Origin of the sequence: Caproicibacter sp., assembly GCF_046707225.1 — a bacterium.
Taxonomy (GTDB): Bacteria; Bacillota; Clostridia; order Oscillospirales; family Acutalibacteraceae; genus Caproicibacter.
In genome coordinates this window covers 24,922-42,291 of the sequence record NZ_JBJKOP010000018.1, presented here as the reverse complement: position 1 = coordinate 42,291, position 17,370 = coordinate 24,922, and the positions used below count along the sequence as shown (strand labels likewise).

At 52.0% G+C, this 17,370-nt stretch carries 15 protein-coding genes and 1 tRNA gene; 5 read left to right on the top strand and 11 right to left on the bottom strand.

Annotation, left to right across the window (positions count from 1 at the left end):
- Positions 1-367: 367 nt before the first annotated feature.
- On the bottom strand, positions 368-1,834 hold the full coding sequence (locus ACLQ3M_RS02965; protein ID WP_411676220.1) for a transglutaminase domain-containing protein: 1,467 nt from the start codon (positions 1,832-1,834) through the stop codon (positions 368-370).
- 145 nt (positions 1,835-1,979) lie between these two features.
- Between ACLQ3M_RS02965 and ACLQ3M_RS02960 the strand changes: the two genes are divergently transcribed.
- Positions 1,980-2,055: transfer RNA gene (locus tag ACLQ3M_RS02960), tRNA-Pro, on the top strand.
- Between the two features lie 142 nt (positions 2,056-2,197).
- Positions 2,198-2,617, top strand: coding sequence for a GNAT family N-acetyltransferase (locus ACLQ3M_RS02955; protein WP_411676219.1), 420 nt, complete (start codon positions 2,198-2,200; stop codon positions 2,615-2,617).
- Positions 2,618-2,675: 58 nt separating this feature from the next.
- Here the strand turns inward: ACLQ3M_RS02955 and ACLQ3M_RS02950 are convergent, their stop codons facing one another.
- The gene (locus ACLQ3M_RS02950; RefSeq protein ID WP_411676218.1) at positions 2,676-3,020 is read right to left on the bottom strand and encodes a winged helix-turn-helix transcriptional regulator; all 345 of its coding nucleotides are present in this window, start codon (positions 3,018-3,020) and stop codon (positions 2,676-2,678) included.
- Positions 3,021-3,179: 159 nt separating this feature from the next.
- On the opposite strand from ACLQ3M_RS02950, the gene ACLQ3M_RS02945 reads away from it, so the two are divergent.
- Positions 3,180-4,286 (top strand): DUF362 domain-containing protein, encoded by a 1,107-nt coding sequence (locus tag ACLQ3M_RS02945; protein ID WP_411676217.1) that lies wholly within the window; start codon positions 3,180-3,182, stop codon positions 4,284-4,286.
- A 48-nt stretch (positions 4,287-4,334) separates the two neighbouring features.
- On the opposite strand, the gene ACLQ3M_RS02940 is transcribed toward ACLQ3M_RS02945, so the two are convergent.
- The 5 genes from ACLQ3M_RS02940 to ACLQ3M_RS02920 form a co-directional block, all read right to left on the bottom strand.
- On the bottom strand, positions 4,335-4,601 hold the full coding sequence (locus ACLQ3M_RS02940) for an SHOCT domain-containing protein (RefSeq protein WP_411676216.1): 267 nt from the start codon (positions 4,599-4,601) through the stop codon (positions 4,335-4,337).
- A 237-nt stretch (positions 4,602-4,838) separates the two neighbouring features.
- Positions 4,839-6,011: an amidohydrolase gene (locus ACLQ3M_RS02935; protein WP_411676215.1), complete on the bottom strand. Its 1,173-nt coding sequence runs from the start codon at positions 6,009-6,011 to the stop codon at positions 4,839-4,841.
- 48 nt (positions 6,012-6,059) lie between these two features.
- Positions 6,060-7,262 (bottom strand): hypothetical protein, encoded by a 1,203-nt coding sequence (locus tag ACLQ3M_RS02930; protein WP_411676214.1) that lies wholly within the window; start codon positions 7,260-7,262, stop codon positions 6,060-6,062.
- A gap of 50 nt (positions 7,263-7,312) precedes the next feature.
- Positions 7,313-8,611 carry a serine dehydratase subunit alpha family protein gene (locus ACLQ3M_RS02925; RefSeq protein ID WP_411676213.1) on the bottom strand — a complete coding sequence of 433 codons (1,299 nt, stop codon included), beginning with the start codon at positions 8,609-8,611 and terminating at the stop codon, positions 7,313-7,315.
- A gap of 42 nt (positions 8,612-8,653) precedes the next feature.
- Entirely contained in the window at positions 8,654-9,031 is a 378-nt protein-coding gene (locus tag ACLQ3M_RS02920; protein WP_411676222.1) for a RidA family protein, read from the bottom strand.
- A 266-nt stretch (positions 9,032-9,297) separates the two neighbouring features.
- On the opposite strand from ACLQ3M_RS02920, the gene ACLQ3M_RS02915 reads away from it, so the two are divergent.
- The gene (locus ACLQ3M_RS02915; RefSeq protein ID WP_411676212.1) at positions 9,298-9,996 is read left to right on the top strand and encodes a transcriptional regulator; all 699 of its coding nucleotides are present in this window, start codon (positions 9,298-9,300) and stop codon (positions 9,994-9,996) included.
- A 158-nt stretch (positions 9,997-10,154) separates the two neighbouring features.
- Here ACLQ3M_RS02915 and ACLQ3M_RS02910 read toward each other — a convergent pair whose 3' ends face one another.
- From ACLQ3M_RS02910 to ACLQ3M_RS02900, 3 genes are all read right to left on the bottom strand, one after another.
- Positions 10,155-12,347 (bottom strand): glycosyltransferase family 39 protein, encoded by a 2,193-nt coding sequence (locus tag ACLQ3M_RS02910; protein WP_411676211.1) that lies wholly within the window; start codon positions 12,345-12,347, stop codon positions 10,155-10,157.
- Positions 12,348-12,352: 5 nt separating this feature from the next.
- Positions 12,353-12,841: a GtrA family protein gene (locus tag ACLQ3M_RS02905; RefSeq protein ID WP_411676210.1), complete on the bottom strand. Its 489-nt coding sequence runs from the start codon at positions 12,839-12,841 to the stop codon at positions 12,353-12,355.
- Between the two features lie 164 nt (positions 12,842-13,005).
- Entirely contained in the window at positions 13,006-14,559 is a 1,554-nt protein-coding gene (locus ACLQ3M_RS02900) for a M20/M25/M40 family metallo-hydrolase (RefSeq protein ID WP_411676209.1), read from the bottom strand.
- 230 nt (positions 14,560-14,789) lie between these two features.
- On the opposite strand from ACLQ3M_RS02900, the gene ACLQ3M_RS02895 reads away from it, so the two are divergent.
- Complete coding sequence (locus ACLQ3M_RS02895; protein WP_411676208.1) at positions 14,790-16,205, top strand: transglutaminase domain-containing protein; 1,416 nt, start codon at positions 14,790-14,792, stop codon at positions 16,203-16,205.
- Between the two features lie 123 nt (positions 16,206-16,328).
- On the opposite strand, the gene ACLQ3M_RS02890 is transcribed toward ACLQ3M_RS02895, so the two are convergent.
- Complete coding sequence (locus tag ACLQ3M_RS02890) at positions 16,329-17,048, bottom strand: nitroreductase family protein (RefSeq protein WP_411676207.1); 720 nt, start codon at positions 17,046-17,048, stop codon at positions 16,329-16,331.
- Between the last annotated feature and the right edge of the window lie 322 nt (positions 17,049-17,370).

The following is a 17,370-nucleotide window of genomic DNA, read 5'->3' as shown; positions in this document are numbered from 1 at the left end:
GCGTTCGTCCTGAGCCAGGATCAAACTCTCTAAAATATGGTATATAATCACCCGAAGGCGTTTATATCTATCTTAGAGTCGTTTCGGCTCTTCAGTCGATACACTAACGTATCTTTTGGTTTTTTTTAAAAGAGTTTCCGTCTCTTTTCGTCCGAAAGTACTTTCACTCTCGAAATCTTTACGGGTTCCTTCTTTATCGTCTCGTTGTTTAATTTTCAAGGTCCCATGCGGTTTTCCGGCCCTTTCAGACCCTCTTCCGCAGCGCCCTTTCCGTAAGGCGCTTCACTATAATACCAAAACCCACCCCTATTGTCAACCCTTTTTTTCATTTTTTTTGGGTTTTCTGTTTTTGCCTCAAATCACATCATTACTGATAGGAAACAAAGACATTCAGTCCCAAGTCAGCCTGATCCGTTACATAAGATACATTCTTCAGGCTCAAAGTCACACCCGCCGCGGAAGCTGCTTTCTGCAAATAGGCTGCCATTTTATACGGTGTCGCCGTGGTAAGGCCCTTGATCGTCGCATCATAGTCGGCGGCGGTAATCAAAAAAGCAATCGTTGTTTTCTTCTGCTTCATCTGCGCCGCAACGGATGATACGACCGCGTCGTCTTTGGACCCGTCCAGAGTGGAAATGACGATACCTTTTTTCCTGAAATAGTTGTCCTGCGTGGAACCGCAGACCGGGAGCGTCATATTGTAGACCGCGTTGGCGCTGCAAATTTGCGCTTCCGTCAGCGACGAAGCGACCGGCGCGATGACATGCGTCAGCTTCAGCGTCTTATCATCTATATTAAAATAGTTATATACCGTATTTGTATTGTCGCACCAGGTTAGGTCAACGTGATACCAATTACCGTCAATCTTAAAACCGTTCCACATGTGGGCGACTCCCTCGCCTGTTCCGCGGATCAGCACGCCGGAAAGGCCTGCGTATCCGCCTAGCAGCAGCATTGCTCTGGAGTATCCTTCGCACACCGCTTTTCCGTCGATCAACGCCCCGTATGCCGTATAGGATTTCCAATTCTTATTTGTAACGGCGGAATCATCGTAAGAACAGGCCTTCGTTATGTAATCAAATAAATATTCCTCGCGGTCGAACTCGCCAAGCCCGGACGGCATAGACTGGAGGATGGACTGCACCTTTCCGTTAAAAGCCAAAACAGCCGCGCTGCACTCGCTCTGTGTCAGCTCTGAATAGAGCTGCAAAATCGTCTGGTCGTTCCGGTATCCGTAAGAATAAGCGTTTGCGATCCAGAAAACCTGAGGATGGTCATCCAGATAGGCTGTGGTTGTCAGGCGAATTTCCGCTTCCGTCAGCTTCCCGGGAATTGAAATCTGACCGGTTGGGGCATAATTTTGATAGGTTTTTGAGACCGCAACCTGATATACGCTGTTTTCGATCAATTTGTATAGGGTTCTTTCCGATTCCGTCTTCAGCGCCTGATACCCGCCGCTTTGAGATACCGCGGTAAAACCGTTTGACGCGGCATTTTGTATACTCAGCCGTTTCACCGTCTGCGAATCTTTTGTTTCCGGAATTTTTTGGGGAGTCTGAACCTCCGATTCCGATTTTGCCTTTCGCGGCGGGGCTGAAGACGTTACCGTAGAAGGAGCGGAAGAAGAAGGTTTGGAGTCGGAGGAAGAAGCCGCGGGCAATCTCGGCTTCTCCTGCTGGGAGTCGGCGGATGCGGCGGATGACAGCGGTGCCGGGGACGACGAAGAATCGGCGGCCGATAATAGATTCGAACCCGCGCACCCGCTAAGTTGAATCGACAAAGCAAAGGCAAGCAGAGCCGCAGTTAATTTTCGATCAAATCTTCCGAGTTTCAATTTTCTCTCCCGTCCTTTCAAATCCTTTTATGATTCATTATAGCACAAATACCATTAAAAAATTATAAATTCTTGATTCTATTCCGGTGCAGTTTTCTTGACATTGTATACTATTTCTCTTATAATAGGAAAGCTGTATTATTTTCGAGGTGTAGCGCAGTTGGTAGCGCGCCTGCTTTGGGAGCAGGATGTCGCAGGTTCAAGTCCTGTCACCTCGACCAAAATGGCAGTCCGACCCCTGCGGTCGGGCTGCCGTTTTCGTTGGGGGCAGCCGGCGAGAACCCGCCGGCGCAGGCTGTTCTTTCTTTCTACCGGGCTACGTGATATAATAAATCATCACTGAAGTTCCGGAAAGAGGTTATTATGAATTACAGATTGACGGAATCTCCCTCCCCACAGGAGAAAGACGAAATATTCCGCGAATTGCTCCGCTATAACCTAGCGCATCTTGAAAATAAAGACGCAAGGGACCTGGCAATTTTTCTGGAAGACGAGAGCGGAAACAAAACCGCCGGTTTAATCGGCGATACACACGGGAACTGGCTGGAAGTTGAATATTTATGGGTCAGTGAAAAAATGCGCGGCCGGAAGATTGGAACGGAATTGGTTCAGAAAGCGGAATCTTTCGCAATGGAACGCGGCTGCAAATATGTTTTTCTGAATACGTTTGGATTCCAGGCTCCTCGATTTTATGAAAAACTGGGCTACGTGGAGAAATTTGTTCTGAAAGAATATCCCATTTCCGGAACGAGGCATTATTACACCAAAAGTCTTGTAAAATAAACGGATCAATGAAGAGGCAGCGCGGTTTCGGCAACCGCGGCTGTTTTTTTTGCGCGCCTCAGCCCCATTTCGCGCCCCACAGCTTCATGGCGACGATAATCGGTTTCAGGCTGTTGCCCTTTTCCGTCAGAGTATACTCCACCGTCGGCGGAACCGTCGGGTATGCGGTCCTCAGGACGACTCCCTTCGCTTCCAGTTCCTTTAAACGCACCGAAAGCGTCTTCGGGCTGATCCCCTCAAGAGATTTTTTCAGTTCCCCGAACCGCTTTACCCCGTCAAATAAGTCCCGGATAATCAGAAACGTCCATTTCCCGTCAAGGACCTCCAGCGTTTTCTCAATGGAGCACTCCAGCCCCGCCGGGCATTCACAGATATTTTCTTCTAAAACCTGCTCGATTTTCAAAATCCGGCCTCCCAAGTTCAATAGTAACTTTTATGTAACTACTTTTCATAATAAATCATCAATGTTATAATGTCAATTATAGAAAAGGGGCCAGCAATATGCGGCCTCGCAATGGCAGTGAAAATGATTTTTAATAAAATAATGCACGGAGGATTGAGAATGGAAAAATCAAAGGTGTATTTCACCGATATGCACGCGACATTGACCGAAAACCTTCTTCAAAAGCTGAAAAGGCTGATCAAGTCGGCTGGAATCGGACAGATTGATTTCGACAGGAAATATGCCGCGATCAAAATACATTTCGGCGAACCGGGCAACCTCGCTTTTCTTCGCCCGAATTACGCCAAGGTGGTCGCGGACGTGGTGCGGGAGCTCGGCGGCAAGCCGTTTTTAACCGACTGCAACACGCTTTATGTGGGGGGGCGCAAAAACGCCCTGGACCATCTGGATTCCGCCTACGGCAACGGATTCTCTCCTTTTTCCACCGGATGCCACATCCTGATCGCGGACGGACTCAAGGGGACCGACGAGGCGCTTGTCCCTGTGCAGGGTGGGGAATATGTGACGGAAGCAAAAATCGGACGGGCGATTATGGATGCCGACGTATTCATTTCTCTCACCCACTTTAAAGTCCATGAATCCACCGGCATCGGCGGAGCCCTGAAAAACATCGGCATGGGCTGCGGCTCCCGCGCGGGAAAAATGGAAATGCACAGCAGCGGCAAGCCCCATGTGAATCAGGAGTCCTGCGTCGGCTGCGGTTCCTGCAAAAAAAACTGCGCGCACGGCGCCATCTCCATTGAAAACCGAAAAGCGTCCATCAACCACGATCTGTGCGTCGGCTGCGGGAGATGCATCGGCGCCTGCCCGACGGACGCGGTCCTGCCCGCTTCCGACGAATCCAACGACATCCTGAATAAGAAAATCGCGGAATACTCCTACGCGGTGCTGCACGACCGCCCCCAGTTCCATATCAGTCTGGTCGTCGACATATCTCCTTACTGTGACTGCCACGCGGAAAACGACATTCCGATTGTGCCGAACGTCGGCATGTTCGCCTCGTTTGACCCCGTCGCGCTCGACCTGGCCTGCACGCAGGCCGTCAACAGCCAGCCGGTCATTCCCGGCAGCCTTTTGGAGAAAAGCGGAAACTCGCATCATGATCATTTCAAGGATATTCATCCCACAACCGACTGGAACGTCATGATTGACCACGCGGTGAAAATGGGCCTTGGAAGCCGCGATTACGAGCTGATCAAAATATAAAAGTGCTCACAAAAACAGGGATTCACCGAATGGCGAATCCCTGTTTTTTTAATGGTTCAAAATCTGGTTTTTTCTGGACCGGTACTCTTCCTCACTGATTTCGCCTCTTGCAAAGCGTTCGTTCAAAATTTCAATAGCTCTGGGGGAAATTTCCTCATAAGCCGCCGCTTTTGAGGGAACCGTGCGCCGTCCAGATTGATATATAAAATAAATCACCAGTCCAAGGATGAGTAAAAAACCGATCATCATGGCAATTCCTCCAAATCCAAACCCGCCGTAACCGTATCCGCCCAAACCAAATCCATTGCAGTACATTGAAAACCACCTCCATTGATGCTGGTTTTAATATACCCGGTAATTATGTTAATTCTGTGAAGAAAAGGTGTCTTCTTTATGAAGGAATTTAGCTCCAGATAGTGAAACCTTGCCTTCGCCTAAACAAACGCACCGGCGTCCGCCGCTGCCGGCCGTGCGATAAAAAAACAGCCCCGGATCCGAATCATCCGGGGCGTAATCACTTAAACCAAACGCTGCGCTGAGGCTTGCCGTCTTTCAGTTTTCATCCAAATAATCTTTCGCAAATTGAGCGTAAAAAGCCGCGCCGCGGTGCAAAGCGGTTTCATCAACTTTAAATTTATCGCTGTGGTTCCCGTACGTCGCGCCGATTTCAGGATTGCGGCAGCCGATAAAGGCGTAAATTCCCGGTATTTTTTCCATAAAATACGCGAAATCCTCAGAGCCTGTCATCTTTTCCAGCGGCGCCGTTCCACTTTCTCCGTACAGCTTGACCGCGGCATTTTTCGCAATGCGGTTCAGGTTCTCCTGCTCGTTGATAATCGGACCGGGGAACTGCCAGTATTCAAGACTCGCCTCCGCACCGCATGCCTTCGCGGTATTAACGATGATTTCTCTCATCATTGTTTCAATGTTTTTCCTGAGTTCACGCGAATAAGTCCGGATGGTTCCTTCCATTTCAACCCGGTCGGCAATGATGTTGAACGCGTTTCCGCCGTGAACCGTGCCGATGCTGATGACAAGCGGGTTGAGCGGATCGTTTCTTCGGCTGGCAAAGGTCTGCAAATTCATGATAACGGAAGCCGCAGCTACGATCGCATCCGTGCCCATATGCGGCGCGGATCCGTGGCACGCTTTGCCCCGGACTACAATTTTAAAGTTGTCACAGGAAGCCATCCTGCCGCCCTGCTGAACATTAATTTTCGGCGCGTCCAGCGTTCCCCAGATGTGCATTCCCATAATCGCGTCGACACCGTCCAGCAGCCCCTGCTGCACATAGTATTCCGCACCGTGGCAGGTTTCTTCCGCCGCCTGAAAAATCAATTTCACATTGCCGTGAAGTTCCTGCCGAACGGTCGACAGGATTTTTGCCGCGCCGAGCAGCATTGCGATATGACAGTCGTGACCGCATGCATGCATGACACCCTGATTTTGGGAACGAAACGGCACATCCGCATGTTCCTCGATCGGCAGCGCGTCGATATCCGCCCGCAGCATGACTGTCTTCCCCGGAGCGCCTCCCCGGATCAAGCCGACAACACCTGTTTTCCCATCGAATCTCTTCGTCTCGATTCCCATTGCTTCAAGATCCGCCTGAATCGATTGGGTTGTATTTTCTTCTTTCCAGCTTAGTTCCGGATGCTGATGATAGGCTCTTCTTTTTTCAATAATAAAGGCGTCGTACTGTTCCGCCAGTTCTTTAATTGACATTGCGGTTGCTCCTTTCCTGTTCCCCGAACGCGTCTGAAACGGCGTGCTTTATAAAAGATTGACGAAAACCCCTGCGATGACGACGGACGTGATCGTAACGGTTACAAACCCCCCGACAATCATCTGCGGCAGCATGGCGTTCATCAGATATTCCTTTTCCTCCGGTGTTTCCGCCAGGGCTTTGGCCGCTTCATCCGTCAGCACATAGTTCGGCGGAAAACCGTACAGTGAAGTCAAAGATGTCGCTACGGCCATATAAGGGCTGATATGCAAGAGTTTGCCTGCAATCAGTGCGAAAACAGACATGCCGATCACACCAATCACGATAATTGTCACGAGCGGGAGCACAATGCTGCCAAGCATTGCGGGCGTCGCTTTCGCCAGCCCCGAAAACACAAAAATCATCAGGACAAACATCAAAAAGCCAAATGAACCGGCCTTATGCAACGAGTCCTTGTCGAGGTATCCAAGTTCCGTTGCAAGGATACTGAGGACAAGCGCGACAACCGCCATGTTCAGTACTCCGCCGGACCAGACCTGAATCAGATAGGACAGCACGCCAACCGATGAGAGTTTTGCCAGAATCAATGCAGTGGAATTATACTTTTCCGGCACGGGAGGAATCAGCTTTTTCCGCTCCGGTTCCTGTGCGGCCAGTTTGCCGTTGCTTCCTTCCACCTTAACGTTCTGCACGGCCGCTGCCGATCCGCTGCGGTATTCCTTCAGCAGTTTCTTCCCCTCTTTTTTCAAAAGAAGCGCAGTCAGCGGATAACCGGCGAACCCCTGGATGACATACATACAAATGGCCAGAACAGACGCTGTTTCCAGACCTTTCTGCGCGGCCGCCTGCTGTACCATAACCGCGGCCACAATTCCCCCCGAAAGAGGCGGCAAGCCGGCAACGACATAGCTCCTGCCGACAAGAGGGACGCAGATGAACCAGCAGAACAAAACCATGCCGGTAAGTCCGATTAAAGTGATCACAATAATTTTCCACTGAGAAATGAGCTCCCTGACGCTGATAATGGTGCCCATATGGGTGATACAGAACAGAATCGCCAGCGTACCACCCAGCGGGGCCCCCATTCCGGCGAGAGAAACAATATCCTTGGGGAAAAAGGTCCAATACCCGGCCAAGAACAAACAAGCCACCACAAAAACCGACGGCACCCATGCTTTTGTTCTTGTTCCGACAAAATCGCCGGCCGCATATAAGGCAGCCAGAATGAAAAACGCCACTATAGCCTGCATATTTTACTCCTCCGAACGTTACAATCTTCCTATATTCCTGCCGATCGGTCCTATTTCCGATCCTTATGCAGCATCATGTCGAGCACCAGCGGATCCATCCCCGACGAGCCCTTGTTTCCAAGTGTCGCAAAATTATCGATGGATTTTTCAACATCATTTTCAACGATACCGTCGGTCTTCTGTACGCACAGCCCTTTCATCGCCATAAAAGCGGCTTGCATCGCGGCGTTGGTACATGTGCTGATTTTCAGCGCGCAGTCCGCTTTTGCACCGTCACACAGCATACCGGTCACATTGCCGATCATGTTCTGTATGGCAAATCCAATGGCCTTTAAATCCCCTCCCATCAAATAGGTGATTCCACACGCCGCTCCGGTCGCGGCTACCGTTGCTCCACACAGTGCGGAGAGTCTGCCAAATTTGGATTTAATGTAAATGGCGATCAGGTTGCTCAAGGTGACTGCGCGGAGCATCCGGTCTTCCCCGGCTTTCAGCCATTTTGCGGTGGCGACGACCGGCATGGTAGTTGTAATTCCCTGGTTCCCGCTCCCGGAGTTGGAGACCACCGCGAACGGGGCGCCCGCCATTCTGGCGTCGGCGGCGGCCGTGGTGACGCAGACGGCGTTTGAAACCATGTCGTTGCCGATCATTCCGTTTTCCAATTCCTCCCGGACGGTTCTTCCGATTTTCAGGCCATAGTCATTTTTAAGCCCCTCTTCCGAAATGGCCGTGTTCACGGAAATGCTTTGCCGGATGATGTCCAGCGGATTGTTTTCCGGGTCGATCTGCTGCACAAACTCATAGATTTTTTGAACAGACAGAGTGTTTTTGATTTCCTCCGGGCTGATTCCTCCGGTCGGCCCGGTTCCGTCCTTGTTTTCAAAGACCGTCTTTCCATTTTCCTGCGCCAGAACAAGGTTGGTGTGCGCGCCGGAAATTACCGCCCGGGCAGAGTCTTCCCCGCTTTCGACCGTAACATCGACATACAGCTTTTCAGGCGTGTCCGCGATTTCAACGGTTATTTTCCCGGATTCCACCAATTTTTGCGCCGCGGAATACACCGCCGGGTCCACCCCCGAAATGACCTGTAGCTTTTTGCTCGGGTCACCGCCCAAAGCGCCGATTCCGGCGGCGTACTCCATTCCCGTATAGTTGGTTCCGGGGATGCCCGCGGCCATCGCGTTTTTAATCATGTTTCCGCTTGCCCGAACGCAGACGCTTTCCACCTGTTTCCCGCTCAGGTGTTCGGCGGCTACGGCAGCGGTGAAAGCAATTGCCGCAGGCTCTGTACACCCTGTTGCCAGTTCCATCTCACTGTTCAAAATGTCAATGATCTTTTGTTTTTCCATTTCAGCAGCACATCCTTTCTTTCGTATTTCTTTCTCAATCCGTTAATCCGCACCGGAGCGGCACGCTACCGCTTCAATCTCAACCAGCGCTCCCATGGGCAGCTTCGCAACCTGAACCGCCGATCTTGCCGGGAATTCGCCTATGAAAAACTCCGCATAGACCCTGTTCATCGCCGCAAAGTCGTCCATGCTGTTCAGAAAGACATTTGTTTTTAAAACATGGCTGAAATCGGAACCGCCCGCGGCGAGAACCGCCTTCAGATTCATCAGGGACTGGCGCGTCTGCTCTTCGATTCCTCCATTGACAAATTTTCCCGTGCGCGGATTCAGGGGAAGCTGCCCTGAAGTGAAGATCAGTTTTTCAAATCCTGTTGCCTGGGAATAAGGGCCGATTGCCTTTGGAGCGTCTTCCGTTTGAATGATTTTCTGCGTTGTAACCGCTCTCCTTCTTTTTTATTGTAATAAAAATTTATCATTATAATAATAAAATGTCAATACTTTTCACTTAAAAAGTTGATTTTTATTGAAATTTACGGTTTGTTACGGAAAAAGCGTGCATTTAATAAATAATTATCGCCAATTTCTAATAATTTTATTGCATCCGCTGTCTCATCGTGCTATCCTTTCTATTAGAGAATAACACATCCCGCGGTGTTGTTCCCTATTTTTTAAATCGGGAGGAAACCATGAAATCGACCGGTTCAAAGCTTTTAAAAAATTATGGCATTCTTGTCGAATTTTTGGGGAATGTTCTCGGCCCCGACTACGAAATCGCGCTCCATGAAATCAGCTCCGACAGCCAGTCCATCATCGCGATTGCAAACGGTCATATCAGCGGCAGAAAGGTCGGCGCGCCCATAACCGATTTTGCGCTGAAGATGATTAAAGATAAGGTTTACGAAACCAACGATTACGTCCTGAATTATAAAGGAATTTCGAAGTCCGGCAAAGTGCTGCGGTCTTCCACCGTTTTCATCAAGGATGAAAACGACAGTCTGGTCGGCATGCTGTGCATCAATTTCGACGCTTCCCGCTATACCGACGTCAGTAAAAAAATACTGGAACTGTGCAATATCCGGCAGGAAACGCTCAAAGAGCCGGAAGGCATTCTGCCCGACGTGCCGGACGCGTTGTCCGGCACGGTTGAAAGCTTTCCCGAAACGGTTGCCGAAATGATTGAAACCGTATTGGAAAGCTGCCTTCCGGGCAGCGGCATCTTGTACACGGATCGTTTAACCCAGGCGGAAAAAATGCACATCGTGGACATTTTGAACAAGCGTGGATTTTTTTTATTAAAGGGCGCCGTCAGTCAGGCCGCGAAACAGCTTAAATGCTCTGAACCGACCATCTACCGGTATTTAAGCGCGCTGAACAGCGACAAATAGCCAACCGGGACAAGGGGCTTTTACCGCGGCAACCCACAGAAAGGAATAAAGTCCCCTAGAAAACGCGCCTTGATTCAGCTGAATCAAGGCGCGTTTTTATGCAATGCTTTTTACAAAACCGTTCTAAACAGCTCCTTTTTTATTAAGCCGCCTTTAATTTATCCCTTTTGAGCGTTTGACAGGTCATAAAGCGTCTGGGAACCGCCGCCCTTCATACCCGAGCCGGAGGAGGAACTCCACACGGTGGAATCCACCGCCGTGCCATGCTCTTCGACCCACTTGGTCACTTCATCGGAGGAACCGCCGCCCATGCCGCCTCTTCCTCCCACCAGATAATACTTCAATTCGCCGGACTTTACCATTTGCTCCAGCTTTTCCACCGTCAGCGACCGGTTGGTCCCGCTGAATCCCCCGACCGCCATGACCGGCTTGCCGGTTGCCAGAATGATCGGTTCCGTCTCACTGGCGCTTTGAACCGCGACCAGATATTTTTCGCCGGTATTGTTCTGCTCCAAAAAGCTGATCAGCGCCGAGTCGGAGGAACTGCTTTCCTGGTTCCCGAAGCTTCCTCCAATACGAGTGCCGTCTTGGTTTTCCGGGTCCGTCCGGCCGTCGCGCCGGTCGTTTTCAGACGTATTTCCGTCTGTCCACTGCTGGCTGCGGCTGCCGCCGCCCTGCCCGAACATTGAAGTGCTTTCCGCGGACGGACCCGCAGACGGAATTGAGGTGTTCATATGATTGCTGAAAACCGAATATCTGGTCCATACGGCCGGCGCGACCAGCAGCCCGGCAAAGCCGAGCGTGACACAGGCAGCCGCCAGAGTGCCGCCCGTGTTTTTTCTGAAAGCCCGCAGAGCCGCCAGAACAACTGCCGGTATTCCGGTAACGGCACAGATCAGCGGAATCAGAATTTTGGAGTAGCCCTGATAGGACGCGAGCATTGCGGCCTGTACGGCAAGCGTCGAGGCAAAAGCCGCAGGAAGCAGCCAGCCGGACGCACCGCCGCGGCGGTACAGCTTCCACAATTCCACTGCACCGATGCCGGTCAGCGCCGCGAGGAAAGGCGCCATTGCGGAGATATAATAAGGATGAAAGAATTCGGACACACTGAAGTAGCCGACCATGGTGACGACGGAGCCGCCCCACATCAGGACTCCGCGCAGCAGCTTCCTGCGGCGCTCTTCCTCGGCGTTCCGCATTCCCAGCAGCATCGCCAGAACGGAAAACACTCCGAACGGAAGCAGCCAGCTGTCCTGACCGCCGAGAGTCATGTTGAACATACGCAGAATTCCGGCGCTTCCGCCGCCGTTGAACATGCCTCCGCCGCCCCCGTTGCCGCCGGGTCCGCCCGCAAAGCCGTTCGCGCCCCCTCCAAAGCCTCCGTCATCCGTGCTGCCGCGCCCGTCCGCGCGGGAGAAAGCATCGGCCGATTCCTCCGTGCCGGATGCGTGGTCCGACGAAGACATCGATATCTGCCCGCCGGATCTGCCGCCGTCCTCCGTCATCCCCCGAGGGCTTCTCATCTCCCCATCCGTTCGGCCGGAGCCGAAGCTTCCCCGGTTCTGCCCCGTAATCCGCTGAATTCCGTTATAGCCCAAGGCGAGCTCCAGTTCGGAATTGTTCGTGCTGTTGTCGACATACGGCCGCTCGCTTGCCGGGGTCAGGTCCACCGCCACCGACCAGGACAGCGAAACCACAAGCAGAACAAGCGTTGCAACCGCGAGATGCCAGATTCTCTTTCTCCACCTGATCCCGGTCCCGAAAAAGTAAACGGCATAAAGCGCGGGGAGAATCAGAAACGCCTCCAGTGTTTTTGCGTTGTAGGCGATTCCCAGAAAAGTCATGGAAAGAATCAGGTAGCGAAGCTGTCCCCGGTCGGAAGCCACCATCATGGCCCACGCGGAAAGCGCCATAAAGAAAATCAGCACCGAATCGGTGTTGTTCGTTTTGCTGACAACGATAAAGATCGGTGAAAGGGCCAGCACCAAAGCCGAAATCAGCCCCGCCGCACTCCCGAAATGACGTTTGACGGCATGATAAATGATCGCCGTCGTGGCAACCGCGGCAAGGCACTGCGGCAAAATGATGCTCCAGCCGTAAAACCCGAACACTTTGGCAAAAGCAGTCTGAACCCACAGGGAAACAGGAGGCTTGTCCACCGTGATCCACCCCCCCGGGTCCAGAGAGGCGAAGAAGAAGTTTTTCCAGCCGGTCAGCATACTCTTTACGCTGGCCGCGTAAAATTCATTGCCATAGCCAAGGTCCCAGATGTTATAGACGGACAGAAAAGCCGCCAGAAGCAGAATCAGCGACAGCAGAACCGCCTCGCGGTATTTTCGAACAGTTTTCATATTTTCTACCCTTTCCGGTCGATTTCAGGTTTGCATTCAATATGAGTGGGTGCGGCCGCAGTTTGGGTATTTTCACGGTAGATGCCAAGCTTTCTGGCAATATAGTTCCCAATCAGCATTATTCCCGTCGTCAATATTTTGGCAGCCATGGAATCCATCCCGAAAAAGTCCGTAAACAGGTTCAGAAACAGAAGATTCAGGACACATCCAACTGCCGCCACCAAATAAATCAGCGAGGCTTCCTTTAGAAAATTCCGGACCGCGCTGTTACTTTGATTGACTACGCTGGCATTTCGAAAAGTCAGCAGTCTGCCCAGAATCATGTTGACAAAGGTCGAAATAAGATAGGCAACGGTAAAGCCCGCGTTCTGATCCCACTTCATTGGGTACACAAACAGAAAGAACAGCGCCCATTCCACAACGGTCGCTCCGCCGCCGACCACAAGATAGCTGATAAACTGAGTGACATTTTTACGGTATTTTTTTCTCGGCATCAAAATCCGCCCCGCTCTCGCTTTTCTGTAGGGTACCCTATGTTTGTGACGGGAAAATGAATTTATTATGAGGACCCGATGAAAGCAGTCCGGCAAATTTTACCTGATAGAAAACGCGTCCGCAATGCGGACGCGCCGATGCCGATCCGGTCATTCGTTTTGAATCAGCCGAACTGAGCGAGCGATAAAAACAGTGTGAGCACGGACGGGAAAATCCGGTCATTGAACTCAAAATGCTCCGTGTGAAGCTGGGGCCAGTCCTTCCCCGCGCCGATGCCCACCATAACTCCCTGCGCTCCGGCCGACCCGTAATACCCGAAGTCCTCCGACCAGCGAAACGGCTCCGGCACATCGGCACAGCTCAGCCCGGCAGACCGGCTGATTTTTTCCAACTGTTCCAGCGCGGACTGATCGTTCACTGTCACGGGGAAAACATCGCAGAAAGAGTCGAAAAACCCGACTTCATCGCGGGCAGCCTCCGACCGGGCAACCTGTTCTAGGGATGCCGTCAGCGCGCTCAGGTCTTCCTCCCGCCACGCTCTTAACGTAAGCCACACCTCGGCGCTTCCTGCCGCCGACCCGAACGCTTTCACGCCCGTTTTACACCCGACGAGCGTCGCCATGGTCAGCCCTTTATAACGGTCCGGTTTCACAATCTCCGGCAAAGCGGCAATCAGACGGGCCGCGGCAAAACCGGGATTGCGCCCGTTCTGAGGATAGGCGGCATGGGACGGTGTCCCGGTAAAGGACAGCGTCATCCCGCGGGACGCGCAGGCAAACGTTCCGCTGCGCAGCAAAACGGTGCCTTCTTCCCACCCCGGAATGTTGTGAAAGGCATAAACACGCCGCACGCCGAATTTTTGAATTGCCCCGCAGCAGACCCGACCGCCCGCGCCGGTTTCTTCGGCATGCTGGAAGATGAGCACGATATTCCGGCCCAGCTTTCTGCCCTCAAGAGCAAGTCCCAGCCCGGCGAGAGCCGCGCAGTGCCCGTCATGCCCGCACAGATGCGCGTATCCGTCCCCGCACGGGAGCGCGTCCATCTCCGCCCGGAATGCGATCGTTTCCGCGGCCTCCGGCTCTTTATGAACCGCGCAGAACCACTGTCCACCATCTTCGAGCCGCAGGGAAGTATGTTTGCGAAGGAACGCCATTAAGTACTCTTTGGTTTTCTGTTCCTCACCGGACGGTTCGGGCAGGCGGTGCAGAGCATGCCTGAGCATGCAGACCGTTTCCAGCAGATTCTGATCCGGCCCGCCGCCCCGAATCCGCTTTTCAAAACAAATTGCTTGATCATTTTGCGCATATTTGCCGTAATTCGGGATGCTTGTATAACCGTTTCGTTCATAAAACGAAACGGCTCGCCGGTTGATACGCCGTATTTCCAGGATCAGCCGGGAATAGCCCATGCCATATGCTTCGCGTTCCAGAAAAGCAAGTATTTTTCTGCCGATGCCCCGCCCCTCGATTTTGGCATATACTCTTTTCACCTCAGCGGTTTTTTCATCAACGGGCCGCAGCGCGCCGCACCCGATCGCCGCGTGTCCCGGGTTCCTTGCAACGGCGAACACGGACTTTGTGTCGTTCATCTCCTCCAGATGGAAAGAGCCTCTTCCGCTGGAGCCCGTGATGGTTTTCAGGCTTTCGGATAATTCGTCCATCAGAGTGGAAGTGTCCGGTGAAAACGGATCTTCAGCTTTTATCTCTATTTCCGGCAATTTTGTATCAGTCCTTCTCAAATGGATATTGATACGATATTATACTACAAATTCCTCCGTATGACACCTTGTTCTTTTTGCAGGATGTATTTTTAAAATCGCACTGTTACAATGCCGAGGCATTTGAGCAATTCAAAACATTTACATATTTTTCACGGAATACTCATTTGAAACGCTGGAATGATATGGTATAATCTATGGCGTTAATTGAAAATTGGGGGAACTCTAAAATGCGCTTTCAAAAATACAGAGCTGCGGCTGCCGGCTGTCTGTCGGCCTTCCTTCTCATCTCTTCCATCCCGGGCTTACCGGGATTCCTTGCAGGAGCCGGCGGCTCTTTGACGGCGTCGGCTTCCGTACAGGCGGCGATACCTTTTTCCACAGGCTCGGTCGCCAGAACGGAAGGCGGCGGCGCGAACGGGTCCGGACAAGACGACAAGGCATTTCAGGCAATCCGGAAAATCACCTCCAGCGCGGACGTCCCGGGAGGTCTGCGGATCACCCTGAACAAAGGCCTGGAATCAGCGGACGCCCGGTCGTCCTACGCTTTTGTAAATCAGGACTACGGCTACCGGGCCCTGTCGTCGGATTCGGAACGAACCCTTTACGAGTATATCGACGACGCGGCCTATCAGGTGTCCAACCAGTCCGTCAGCGGATACTACCCGGTCGGCCAGATCATGCTGACGACAAAACTGGACCAGTCGCAGCTGCAGAAAGTATTTCTGGCATACACAAACGATCATCCGGAGGTGTTCTGGCTTACAAACGTATTCTCCTACGGATATGACGGCGATTCATCAATTTTACAGCTTTTTTCCGTTCTCTCCGCCGATGGCTGCCGCGATGCAGTCAACGCGCTGAACGGCAAGCTGCAGCAGGTGATTCAATCCGTCCCGGCCGGGCTGAGCGAATTTGACCGGGAAGAGGCCCTGTACGACTATCTGACCAAAAACTGCAGCTACAGCGACGCTGCCGTAAAAGACACAAGCATCTGGCAGGCGTTTACGGCCTACGGGGCTTTGACAGACGGCCAGGTGGTCTGCGAAGGGTACTCCCGCGCAATGGAACTGCTTTCTAGTTATCTGGGACTGCACTGCACACTGATCCGAGGCTCCAGCAGCGGAGTCGGACACATGTGGAACGCCGTCAGCATTGGGGGAAACTGGTACCATCTTGACCTGACGTGGTGCGATGGGAATCAGCCGATCTACAATTATTTCAACGTTACCGACCAGGTCATCCGGCAAACCCACACAATCTCTCCCGTTTTTTCCTCTCTGACGGAACAGCAGCTCGCCGCGGCGAACTCACAGGTCAATCTGTTCCTTCCCGCCTGCCAGTCGATCGCGGAAAATTACTATGTGGTAAAGGGGATTAAGATCAAAGATTTGGGCAATGCCGGTGACAGCACCGTGGTTCAGCAGCTTTCCGCCGACCTTGCCGAATCCGACCCAACGGTTGCATTCTATATTGACGCCGGCTCGAATTATACTTCTGTCGTGAACGGGCTGGTCACCGCTTCCCCGTATAAGATGAAAACCTATTTGCAGCAGGCGTGCAAGCAGTCCGGAAAAAGCCCCGAAAGTGTTTCTTATGTGGTGGATTCCGCCAATCACGGTCTGGAAATCTGCGTCACCTATTAGGACAAAGGGGCTTGTTTCAAAACAGCCTCAAAATTATGCATACAAAATGCGTCTTAATCCGGCTTTGAAGCCGTTTTAAGACGCATTTCTTGTTTTTAGGCTATTGACAGCCCTTTGTCCCCATCAGCGAAAGTTTTTCAGATATTCCGAAGCCGACCGGTTCATTTCCAGCGCAAAGCCGGATAAGTACTTGCGCTTACAAAAGTCCTCAATGCTCTCATTTGTGTTCTGCTCATGGTACATTGCTAAAAGCTCTTCCGGCTGCATGCTTCTGTAGGAATTCGCATGCACAATATGGCTCCTGTCAAACCGCCGGGGTTTTTCCCTTTCAAGCTGCTGTTTGGTGGGATATCCATACACGACCATCGCGGCCGGAAGGGTATACCGGGGCAATGACAGAAGGGTTCTGACTTTTTCACAGTTCTCCAGAATGTCCCCAATATAGCAGGAACCCACCCCCAGCGACTGTGCCGCCGTTACGGTGTTCTGTGCGGCGATCAGCGCGTCCGAGCAAGACAAAAGCAAATCGCCCGCGCCGGGTTTGCGGGGCGTCATCCCCGCGGCAACGAAGGTGTTGAACCATCTTTCATAATCCGCCAGAAAGACCAGCACGACCGGGGCCTTTGCAATAAAGGGCTGATGATCGCAGAGAACTGACAGCTGCTGCTTGATGTTCCTGTCTGTTACGTCAATGATCGTGTAAAGCATCATATTGCCGGCCGTTGGGGCTTCAAACGCCGCGCCGATGATTTCATCCTTGACAGCCTGAGGAATCTCCCTGTCCTCAAAAGCGCGGACCGATTTTCGCGCCGTTAATTGCCGGATCACTTCATTTTCTTTCATATTTTTCCTCCGCTGAAGCTGATATTCTGTGCAGCCGCCGTGAGAACAGTTACCCTACTTTCATCGGTCGCGTTTGCTCCGCGCAAACACGGCCGCCGCAACTTACCCCGACAAGCATATTATAAAGCATTTCGATAAAGATACAAGCAGATCGTCGATACCATGAACCACTCTCAGCACAAACCATTGGGGTAGCTCAATGTGGACGAATGTATTTATATGTAGTGAAAAGCGACTCCCAAAAACATCCATCCTGCTTCGGGGCATCGCCTTTTCGCGTGAGTTTCCGGGTATAGCAAAATCCGCATGATTCCTAAGAAGC

Coding starts and splice junctions, on each gene's coding strand:
- ACLQ3M_RS02910 (WP_411676211.1), bottom strand. CDS start 12,347: ATGAAAACTGTTCGAAAATACCGCGAGGCGGTTCTGCTGTCGCTGATT.
- ACLQ3M_RS02935 (WP_411676215.1), bottom strand. CDS start 6,011: ATGTCAATTAAAGAACTGGCGGAACAGTACGACGCCTTTATTATTGAA.
- ACLQ3M_RS02895 (WP_411676208.1), top strand. CDS start 14,790: ATGCGCTTTCAAAAATACAGAGCTGCGGCTGCCGGCTGTCTGTCGGCC.
- ACLQ3M_RS02940 (WP_411676216.1), bottom strand. CDS start 4,601: ATGTACTGCAATGGATTTGGTTTGGGCGGATACGGTTACGGCGGGTTT.
- ACLQ3M_RS02945 (WP_411676217.1), top strand. CDS start 3,180: ATGGAAAAATCAAAGGTGTATTTCACCGATATGCACGCGACATTGACC.
- ACLQ3M_RS02915 (WP_411676212.1), top strand. CDS start 9,298: ATGAAATCGACCGGTTCAAAGCTTTTAAAAAATTATGGCATTCTTGTC.
- ACLQ3M_RS02925 (WP_411676213.1), bottom strand. CDS start 8,611: ATGGAAAAACAAAAGATCATTGACATTTTGAACAGTGAGATGGAACTG.
- ACLQ3M_RS02905 (WP_411676210.1), bottom strand. CDS start 12,841: ATGCCGAGAAAAAAATACCGTAAAAATGTCACTCAGTTTATCAGCTAT.
- ACLQ3M_RS02955 (WP_411676219.1), top strand. CDS start 2,198: ATGAATTACAGATTGACGGAATCTCCCTCCCCACAGGAGAAAGACGAA.
- ACLQ3M_RS02930 (WP_411676214.1), bottom strand. CDS start 7,262: ATGCAGGCTATAGTGGCGTTTTTCATTCTGGCTGCCTTATATGCGGCC.
- ACLQ3M_RS02890 (WP_411676207.1), bottom strand. CDS start 17,048: ATGAAAGAAAATGAAGTGATCCGGCAATTAACGGCGCGAAAATCGGTC.